General features: G+C 72.0%; 9 protein-coding genes. 3 read left to right on the top strand and 6 right to left on the bottom strand.

Annotation, left to right across the window (positions count from 1 at the left end):
- The first annotated feature begins 248 nt into the window (after nt 1-248).
- The 3 genes from ACGFN2_RS13450 to ACGFN2_RS13440 all read left to right on the top strand — a co-directional run bounded on the left by ACGFN2_RS13450 (nt 249) and on the right by ACGFN2_RS13440 (nt 3,482).
- A complete protein-coding gene (locus tag ACGFN2_RS13450) occupies nt 249-452 on the top strand; it encodes an MbtH family NRPS accessory protein (RefSeq protein ID WP_362607067.1) in 204 nt (67 codons plus the stop codon).
- 802 nt (nt 453-1,254) lie between these two features.
- Entirely contained in the window at nt 1,255-1,806 is a 552-nt protein-coding gene (locus tag ACGFN2_RS13445) for a GNAT family N-acetyltransferase (RefSeq protein WP_393359936.1), read from the top strand.
- Nucleotides 1,807-2,243: 437 nt separating this feature from the next.
- On the top strand, nt 2,244-3,482 hold the full coding sequence (locus ACGFN2_RS13440) for a hypothetical protein (protein WP_393359934.1): 1,239 nt from the start codon (nt 2,244-2,246) through the stop codon (nt 3,480-3,482).
- A 65-nt stretch (nt 3,483-3,547) separates the two neighbouring features.
- Here the strand turns inward: ACGFN2_RS13440 and ACGFN2_RS13435 are convergent, their stop codons facing one another.
- From ACGFN2_RS13435 to ACGFN2_RS13410, 6 genes are all read right to left on the bottom strand, one after another.
- Nucleotides 3,548-4,036: a peroxiredoxin gene (locus tag ACGFN2_RS13435; protein ID WP_362607063.1), complete on the bottom strand. Its 489-nt coding sequence runs from the start codon at nt 4,034-4,036 to the stop codon at nt 3,548-3,550.
- A gap of 268 nt (nt 4,037-4,304) precedes the next feature.
- Nucleotides 4,305-4,913, bottom strand: coding sequence for a hypothetical protein (locus ACGFN2_RS13430; RefSeq protein ID WP_393359932.1), 609 nt, complete (start codon nt 4,911-4,913; stop codon nt 4,305-4,307).
- Nucleotides 4,910-6,205, bottom strand: a complete 1,296-nt coding sequence (locus ACGFN2_RS13425; RefSeq protein WP_393359930.1) for a hypothetical protein — start codon at nt 6,203-6,205, stop codon at nt 4,910-4,912. Before ACGFN2_RS13425 ends, ACGFN2_RS13430 begins: the two co-directional genes overlap by 4 nt.
- 3 nt (nt 6,206-6,208) lie before the next feature.
- A complete protein-coding gene (locus tag ACGFN2_RS13420; protein WP_362607059.1) occupies nt 6,209-6,952 on the bottom strand; it encodes an ATP-binding cassette domain-containing protein in 744 nt (247 codons plus the stop codon).
- A gap of 133 nt (nt 6,953-7,085) precedes the next feature.
- Nucleotides 7,086-8,354 carry an NADase-type glycan-binding domain-containing protein gene (locus tag ACGFN2_RS13415; RefSeq protein WP_393359928.1) on the bottom strand — a complete coding sequence of 423 codons (1,269 nt, stop codon included), beginning with the start codon at nt 8,352-8,354 and terminating at the stop codon, nt 7,086-7,088.
- Nucleotides 8,355-8,356: 2 nt separating this feature from the next.
- Entirely contained in the window at nt 8,357-8,893 is a 537-nt protein-coding gene (locus ACGFN2_RS13410) for a phage tail protein (RefSeq protein WP_393359926.1), read from the bottom strand.
- Nucleotides 8,894-8,902 lie beyond the last annotated feature (9 nt).

Raw genomic sequence — 8,902 nt, 5'->3', positions numbered from 1 at the left:
CGGGGGCGGGCGGCATTCTGCCGAAAACCGCCCCCGCACCGCCCGGTCACGGCAGCCTTGAAGAAGACCGAACTCCCGCACCACACAAGGCGACCGCCCACCACGACACCACGCCAGGAACCACCCACCGAGACCACCCACCAAGACCGCACACCGTGACTGTCGGTCCCGGCCCCCGCGGCCGGGCCGCCGCACCACCCACCAGACCCGCCCGATCAACAAGTCAACCCACGATGGGAGAGCGTGACATGGACGAGAACGCCCGCTACCAGGTGCTGCGCAACGACGAGGAGCAGTACTCGCTGTGGCTGGCCGACCTGGAGGTCCCCGACGGCTGGCACGCCGTGGGCAAGGAGGGGACCCAGGACGAGTGCTCCGCCTACGTCGACGAGGTGTGGACCGACATGCGCCCCCGCAGCCTGCGCGAGCGCATGGAACACGCCGGCTCCTGACCTGAATTACCCCGCAGGGCGCGGCCGACCGCCGCGCCCTGCCCCTTCCCACAACACCCGGTGGTGTGGGCCGCGGCCACGGCCCGCTCGGCGTGGCCCCACGACACCACCGGGTGCGGAGACTCCCCCTGCACGTCATCAGCCCCACCCGCACGTCACCTGAGCGCACCCCACACCGCGCCACAGCACCGGGCCGTACCCGACACCGCCCGGCCCTCCCCGCACGGCCGCGCCGCTCACGGCTGTCACGCCGTCATGCCGCCGCAGAACCCCCGCCGCCGCCCGCCGGATTCGCCGTCCGGACCGCCGCCGCCTCCCGCACCAAACAAAAAATAACAATCACCGTACGCCTCAATTGCCGGTCATACCGGATATGGCGCCAGGTGGTGACGATAGGCGATTATTGCGCTATACCAGTCATGTGCACCGGGCGGACCGGATGCCCGAAAGTGAAGTCCGGGACTTTTACGGGGTGGGGGAACTGTGATCGCGGGGGATTTTCTCAGCAGCCGGTCCATGCCGTGTCCCCATTCCGCGCGGCCGCGGAGTCGTCCATCGCTCCGCACCGCCGGCCGCCCACCGCGCCCGACGGCCTGAACGCACCACAACTCCGGCCGCCCGCACGCACGTTCACACAGGAACACGCACCCTCGCACACACCCTCACGCACGCCCGTATACGGCCGCGAACCCACGCGCGGACTGCGCACATTCCGCACTCGCCAAAGCGCCTGCCGCCTATCGGCGCCGCTGCTCGCCCCACCGAGATCATTTGGCTTTCCTCATGAGAAGGGACCACGGAAATGACCCCGATCTTGCGCACCGACCGACTGATCCTTTCGCCCTACCGGCCCGAAGACGAGGACGCCTTCGTGTCCCTCCTCGGCGATGAAGGGGTCTGCCGCTGGATGGGCCAGGAGCGAGCACCCGAAGAAGAGATCCGGGCGATATTCCAATCGATCCTCAACGAGGTCTATACCAAGAACCTGTTCGACATCTGGGCCGTCTGGTCCGACGGCGTCTTCGTGGGTCACGCGGAACTCAAGAAGACCGGCAACGTCGACGGCTACGAGGTGATCGCCGCCCTGGTCGAGGAGAGCCGCGGAAAGGGCGTGGGCAACGAGCTGATTCGCGGCCTGCTCCACTACGCCGCCGACACGCTCCAACTCACCGAGGTCTACGGAATGGTGGGCGCCGAAAACGCCGCCAGCCTGGCCCTGGGCAAAAAACTGGGCTTCGCCCACGTCCGCGACGTCGTCGCAGAAGACGGCACAGTAACAAAAATGCTGGTCATGCCCACCGGCAAGCCCCAATCCCCGGGCACAAACCCGGCACCCGTCTCGTCAGCGCACTGAACGAGCCCCTTCTGCCGCCTGTTCTCGTGCCGTCATGGGCTGATGGTTCGGGGCGTGGCACGGGCCCTTGCCTTGCGGAGAGGGCAGTCGGCTGCGCCCCGCTCCGCCGGCTGCGCTTCTCTGCTCTGGTCGCCCCCCCCGCGCTCACGCCTTCGGCCCGCTCGGAACTTCTCCATACTCAGTGCGTCGGTCTGCGGCACCCAAGTACGATCCCCTCGCCGCTCGTACGGCAGTGCGTATCAGCGCACTGCCTGCGGGCGCCGAACGGGAGGGATCACTTGACCATGTCCTTAGGCGCGAGACCCCGTGCAGTCCTCGCATTTCTGGGAACCCTCGGCCTGGCCCTGGCCGCCGCGACGTCGCCCGCGAGCGCGGCCGACAGGAGGCCTGCCACACCGACTCAGCTGTTCAATGGATACCAACACTGCTCGACCGATGTGAACCGGCCCTCGTACCAGTCGACCGGCGACGGCCTCGTCGTCGAGGGCATCCCCGGGGTGACCGGCACCGCCGACAGCACCGACACCCTCCGGGTCGGCGTGCGGTATCAGGCCTGGCCGGTCACCGACCCGACGCGGATCACGACGGTCACCCGCAAATACGCCAGCCTCGGCTTCGAGGCCCCCGCCACCCTGCCCGCCAGTGCGCTCGCCGACGGGCAGACCTACGCATGGCAGGCGCAGACAGTGGCCGGGGGCGCGGCCTCGGACTGGTCGGCCCCCTGCTATGTCACGAGCGACAAGACGTCCCCGGCCAAAGCGCCCACCATCACCTCGCCGAACTACTCTCCGGACGGGTGGAACAAGGGGGGCGAGCCGGCCGAGTTCACACTGAGCGCGGGCGGTGTCGACGATGTCGAGGGGTTCGAGTTCTCCTGGCAGCAGGACGTGCCGGCCATCGGCACGGACACCGGTGACCACGGCGTTCCGCAGCCCGTCGACTGGTACTCCTACACGAAATACTTCAAGCGCGCCGACAAGCTCGGCGGTTCGGCCACGCTCAGGCTCGTCCCGCCGGGCGGCCATGGCCCGATGACGCTGTGGGTGCGCAGCCTGGACCGGGCCCACAACCGGTCGCCGTACGCCGGCTACGACTTCCGCATCAGCTCCACGATGCCCACCGTCACCCCGGCTGTCCCGAAACCCGCATTCGGTGAGCCGACCACGTTCACGTTCCGTCCCGACCCCGAACTCCAGGCGAAAAGCCCGGTCGTCAGCTACTCCGTGGAGACCAGCGGAGTCCAGAACGACAGGACCTTCGAGGTCGCGGCCGGGGCGGACGGCACGGCGACCGTGGATCTCGCGGTGGACGGTATCCACGGCGGGGACCTTGAGGTGAAAAGCAAGAGCGCGAACGGCTGGGTCAGCAACGCGGCTCGGTGGCATATCAGGTACGACACCACTCCCACCGTCGCCTCGGAGGTCTACCCGGAGAACGGTTCGGGCGGCGGCGCCGGCGTTCCGGGCACGTTCACGTTCACGTCGAAGGTGAAGGATGTCGTGAGCTACACGTACACCTTCAACAACGTGACCCGGAGGTCACGGTCCCCGCGGACGCCCACCACACCGCGAGCATCGACTGGACCCCGCCCTCGGACGGCTGGTACACCCTCACGGTCTACGCGACAACCCGCTCCGGCATCCAACTGGCGCCCTCCGGCTACTTCTTCACCGTGAAGTGAAGCCCAGGGAACACCGCCCGCGCCCCCGGTGGTCCGCGGCCTCATCGGCCCGTCGTCGCGTCAGGAGTGGGGCAGGCCGGCGAGATGGCGGGTGAGGGTGGCGAGGGGCTGGAAGGTGGCGCCGAGGAGTGCGACATGCTTCCAGTGGAGGACGCCGTCGGCTCCGAGGAGGAACACCGCCCTGCGGACACCGATGCCGGGGGCGGCGACGCCGAAGGCGCGGGCCACCCGCCGGTCGGTGTCGGCGAGCAGCGGCATCCGCAGCTCGTGCCTGCGGGCGAACCGCTCGTGGCTGTCCACGTCCTGCGGGCTGATGCCCCAGACCTCCGCGTCCTGGTCCTGGAACTGCGCGAGGCCACTGGAGTAGGAGCACAGCTGCTTGGTGCACACGCTGGTGTCGTCCCCCGGGTAGAAGGCCAGCACCAGCGGGCGGCCGCGCTGGAGGGAGAGGGTGTAGTCGCGGCGCTCGAAGCGGTCGCCGGTCAGTACGCCACCGGGCAGGGTGAAGTCGGTGACGTGTGTGCCGATGTGGGGGGCAGAAGGGGCCATCGGGTTTGTCCCATCCGGAAGAGGCGGTGTGCCTGAACGGTGTGGTCGTTCGTTCTCTGCTTCGCTGTGGTGTTCTGGGCGTGGAGCGCGGTGGCGGTCCGGCCGCCGACGCAGCCGATCCCGCCCCTCTCCGGTTCTTCGTCGCCGGTCGCAGCGCGGATTGGTCCTTCCTGCGCCCGTCAGATCAGAAGAGTACGAGGTCCCGGAGGGGGCCAAGTCGCGAGGGAGCGCTGCTGGTTGCCCTCGGTCGCCCTTGGTATCGGGGTGTTCACGAGGTGCTGCGGGCCAGCGGGTCGAGCAGGGGGCGGCTTCGCCGGAGGGCGAGGGCGCAGCCGAGGGCGTAGAGGAGGACGGCCTCACCGGCGCCGAGGGCGGAGCCGGGTTCGTGGAGGGGCCATGCCCAGGGCTGGGCGGAGCCGCCCGGTCGGCGGCCGGCGGCGGCGCAGGCGAGGGGGAGGGCCGCGACGCAGAGCGCGGCGAGGCCGGGCCCCAGCACCGTACGCACGAGGAGTGCCGTTCCGAGGAAGCCGATGCAGTTGCGGGCGAGCGACAGGGCTTCCGGCCGGTCCCACAGGAGGTGGACACCGACTGCCGGCAGCACGGCCAGCAGGGCGAAGGCACCGCAGAGGGCCAGGTCGCGCCGGCCCTTGGGGCGCAGTGCGACCTGTTCGGTGAGGGGGTCCCCGCGGCCGAGCCCGTGCAGGAGCAGGACGACCGGCAGCACCCCGAGGATCTGGGTGACCAGGAGCTGCCCCGAGGCGCCCGCCACCGCGGGTACCGGAATGGCTTCCTGACCCACCACGAGGGCCACGAGGTACACCGCGAGCAGGGCCGCTGCGACGCCGGGGGCGCCGGTGGCCTTGAGCCACCAGATCATCGGGAGGTCTCCTGGGTGCGGCGCGGCGGGAGTGGCGCGGGGTGCGTCGTGCAGTCCCGCAGGGCCTTGTTGTTGCGCTGGAACCAGGCCAGTTGAGTGCGGTGGGAGGACTGACGGACGCGCGCGGCCATCGCGGCCTCCTTCTCCCCGTGGTGTCCGGCGACGTCGTGCACGGTGGCTCCCGCGGTCAGCGCGAGCCACGCGGCGGTGGGCCCGTAGGCGTCGGCGCCGGGAAAGGAGTCTCCCGACCGGGCGCACGCGGGCGGGCCGGACGGCAGGAGTGCGGTGCCGACACCCGCGCGTACGTCGGAGGCCGTCGGGTCGGGCCAGGAACCGATGAACAGGGCCCGGTGGCCGGGGTGTTCGCCCATCGTGAGCTTGCCGGGAACGGTGAGACCGGCCTGCTGGAGCCGGTGCCGGGCGTCGGAGGCCTGCTCGCGGACCATGGCCGCGCGACCGGACAGCTCCGGCCACAGACACACACGGGGAGCGCCCCCGGCGCACCGCAGCTCATCGGCGGGACGGGCGGACACGGGGTCGGCGGGCAGCCCGTGGGCGAGCCCCGCGCTGCCGACGAGGCCGGCCGCCAGTGCACCGCTGATCAGGAGGGTGTGCCTCCGCCGGGGCCCCGTGGCCAGAGTCAGCGCGACCGCGCCGATGACGCCGAGGGCCAGTACGAGGGCGCTCGCCGCGGCGCGCCACCCGGGGGTCTGGTCCAGAGCACAGCACGAGGACATCCCGCCGGTGACCATATGGCGCAGCCAGACCGGTTCCAGGGCGGCCGGGTAGGCGGTCAGCACGAAGCTGAGGACCAGGGCCGAGGGCGCCGCCACGACCAGGGGCAGCCGCTTGCCGAGGAGGAAGCCGGCCATGGCATGGGCCGCGAGGATCACCAGCCAGACGGCCACCATGCCGGCCACCGTGCCGACCGGCGGCCCGCCGGCCTCGGGCCGGCCCGCGGAGACGGTCAGCGCGGCGGCCGCCGCCATGCCGACCGCCCCCAGTAAGAAGACGGGTGCCATGAGCGGCAGGGCGACACCGAGCCCGGAGCGGGCCGGGGCCCAGCGCTCGACCCCTCCGCGGGTGAGGCGCGCGCCTTCCCAGGCACCGGCGGCAGCACACGCCGGGGCGACGAAGGGCAGCGCGAAGGCGGCGGCGCCCAGGGCACCGGGCCAATAGCCGTGCGTGACCCCGGAGGTGAGGTCGTCCGAGAGGAGCAGCGCGACGAAGGCGGCCAGCGGGGGAGCCAGCCAGGTGGCGGAGGAGGAGCGCAGGACGGTACGCCACAGCACGGTTCACACCTCCTGGGCGATCAGCTGGGTGTAGGCACCCTCGGCGCGCCGGCCCTCGGGGACACCCGGGGCGGCGAGAGCCAGGAAACCGCCGGTGTCACCTTCGAAGCGGACCTCGCCCTGGTCGAGGATGACGACGTGGTCGTACATGGTGTCGAGGTCTTCGGTCTGATGGGTCGACACCACGACCTGGATGTCCGCCAGCAGGTGCGTCACGAGGTCGCGGAAGATCTGCCGCTGCGAGGGATCGAGCCCCGCCGTCGGTTCGTCGAGCAGGACGACCTCGCTGTCGTGGACGAGCGTGCCGGCGATGCCCATGCGCCGCAGTTGGCCACCGGAGAGCTGGTGGCTCTTCCGGTCCGCCAGACTGCCCAACTTCACCCGCTCCAGGGCGTCCTGTGACCGGCCCCAGGCATCGGAGCGGGACAGTCCTTTCAACCAGCCTGTGTAGGCGACGTTCTCCCGCACGGTCAGCCCCGGCATGGGCTTCACGTTCTGCGGAAGCCAGCCCACCGCCCTGCGGTACGCGGCGCGCGACTTCGGCTCAGCGGGGTCCGTCCCACGCCAGCTCACGGTGCCCTCGGTCGGGGAGAGCCAGGAAGCGGCGATGCCCAGGAGGGTCGACTTCCCCGCACCGTTCGGCCCGAGCAGGACCGTGGCCCGGTGACCGAGGGAGAGATCGAGCCGGTGGAGAGCGGGCGTCTTCCGGCCGTACCGGAAGGAACATCGATGGAATTGTAGGGACATGCCGCCCCAGCCTATCCGGGCCCGGTGATACGGCCGGTCCGCCGGCCCCGGCTCCCGGCGCGCAGGTGCTGCACGCCGGGAGAGGGCGCTCCCGGAGGAGGTGTGGCCGCCTGGCCGTCCCGTCCTGAGGGGGCTAGCTCCCCGAGCGGCCGAAGAATTCCAGTTCGGCGATGGCCACCTGCTTCTCCCCGGTGGCGCCGTAGGCGGTGCGCAGGACCAGTCGTACGGTGACCGCGTTGCGGACCGTGACGTCGATCTTCTGGGGGCCGCCGTCGTTCAGCCGGGGGTGCGAGACGTGCTGCTTGCCGGCGGAGTCGGTGACGATCAGGTCGAACTCGCGCGGGCGGGCCGGGTCGGCGGCCTGCGGGGTGCGGGCGGACGCTCCGGGGGTGATCAGGATGTTGAGCAGGTTGGTGGGCTGGCCGAACGAGGCCTGGAGGTACTGGCCGTTCGAGTCGCCCGAATAGCCCGTTCCCCACCAGGTGTTGGAGTAGGTGTCGAAGGCGAGCTTGGCGGCGTGGCCGGGGCCGGCGTGCGAGGCCTTCCAGTTGGCGGCGGGGACGGGGATGCGCTTGGCGAAGTGGTCCTGGATGGCCCGTGCGGCCGGAGGACCCCCGATGATGCCGCCGACCACGACGCCGACGACCACCGCCGCCACCACCGCGCGGGCGATCCACCGTGCGCGGGTGCGGTTGAGCCGCGGCCGCTGGCCCGCGTACGGGCCCTCGGCGGTCTCGGCCGCGGTGTCGGTGAGGGGGATGGCGCAGCTCCGGCAGAAGTGCCGGCCCGCCGTGTTGAGGGCGGCGCAGCTGCGGCACGGTGTGCCGTCCTCGGGCTCGGCCGCGTGCGGGGTGCGGACCCGGGGCCGGGCCGCCTCGGGCCGGCCCGGGAGCACACCGGGCGTCTCGGGCGGCGGCGCGGCGGAGGCGCCCGGGACGGGGACCAGGAGGGCGCGGATGCCGGTCTCGGAGATACCGCGTTCGCCGGCCGGGCGGGGGGTGGCCTCACCCGGGCCGTCCTGGCGGCCCTCCTGACCGTGCCGGACCTCCGCGTCGGGCCGGCCGTTCCCGTCCCCTTGTTGCGGGGCGGTGGACGGGAGCGGGGCGGTCGATTCCGCGTCGGGGTCCTGCTGGGCGGCGGCCGGGTGGCCGCCGGCGGGGGCCCCGGTGGCGGGCGCGGGAGGGCCGGCGGGCTTTGCGGACCCGGCGGCGTGGTGCGCGGCGTCCGGGCCGGGCGCCGCGGCCGGGGGAGCCGGGGCGGGCGGGTGCTCGCCGGCTGTCGCGGGGGACTGCTGTGCCGGGCGGTCCCAGCGCAGGAAGGCTCCGCAGGAGTCGCAGAAGGACTGGCCCGCCTTGGAGACGGGGGAGCCGCAGTCGGGGCAGAGGGTGGGGTCGGTGGGCATGGTCAGGTTCCTTCAGGAGTGGACAGACGGGTCACCTCGGTCGCGAACGGGAGGTGTGCGGGGCGGGCCGCCGCGACGACGGCGTGCAGACGGTGCCGGTCGACGGTGGCGGGGTCGTGGACCCGCAGGGTCACCCGCAGACCGGGGTGCGACGAGCCCGGGAAGGGCCCGAGCGGGCGCGCGGACCAGGTCGCACCGCCGCTCTCGACGATCTCAGGACGTACCCCGAAGGCCAGGTGGACGGCGTCGGCCAGACCGCGCCGGGTGCCGCGCACCCGGTGCAGCGAAACGGCCGTGGCCACCGCACGGCGGCGGGTGGCCGGGTGTTCCGTCCCGTCGAGTTCGGTGCCGACCCAGGTGGTCAGCCAGTCGACGAAGTCCTCGGGCGCCAGGGCCGGCGTGAAGTAGCTCTCCAGACAGTCCAGGACGTTGAAGAGGGGGGCGAGCACCACGTCGAGGCCCTCGACGAAGCGCTGGGCGAAGTCGTCGTCGGCGTAGACCGCGGGGAGCTGCTCGCCCAGCGGGTGCGGGGAGGCCATCCCCGTGGG

The organism is Streptomyces sp. NPDC048612, assembly GCF_043199295.1.
In the GTDB taxonomy this organism is placed as follows: domain Bacteria; phylum Actinomycetota; class Actinomycetes; order Streptomycetales; family Streptomycetaceae; genus Streptomyces.
The sequence above is the reverse complement of the archived record's forward strand: the minus strand, read 5'-3'. Positions and strand labels throughout refer to the sequence as shown.

Bases quoted from the DNA above. Each gene is read 5' to 3' on its own strand.
- ACGFN2_RS13450 (WP_362607067.1), top strand. From the start codon at position 249: ATGGACGAGAACGCCCGCTACCAGGTGCTGCGCAACGACGAGGAGCAG.
- ACGFN2_RS13445 (WP_393359936.1), top strand. From the start codon at position 1,255: ATGACCCCGATCTTGCGCACCGACCGACTGATCCTTTCGCCCTACCGG.
- ACGFN2_RS13435 (WP_362607063.1), bottom strand. From the start codon at position 4,036: ATGGCCCCTTCTGCCCCCCACATCGGCACACACGTCACCGACTTCACC.
- ACGFN2_RS13430 (WP_393359932.1), bottom strand. From the start codon at position 4,913: ATGATCTGGTGGCTCAAGGCCACCGGCGCCCCCGGCGTCGCAGCGGCC.
- ACGFN2_RS13420 (WP_362607059.1), bottom strand. From the start codon at position 6,952: ATGTCCCTACAATTCCATCGATGTTCCTTCCGGTACGGCCGGAAGACG.
- ACGFN2_RS13415 (WP_393359928.1), bottom strand. From the start codon at position 8,354: ATGCCCACCGACCCCACCCTCTGCCCCGACTGCGGCTCCCCCGTCTCC.
- ACGFN2_RS13410 (WP_393359926.1), bottom strand. From the start codon at position 8,893: ATGGCCTCCCCGCACCCGCTGGGCGAGCAGCTCCCCGCGGTCTACGCC.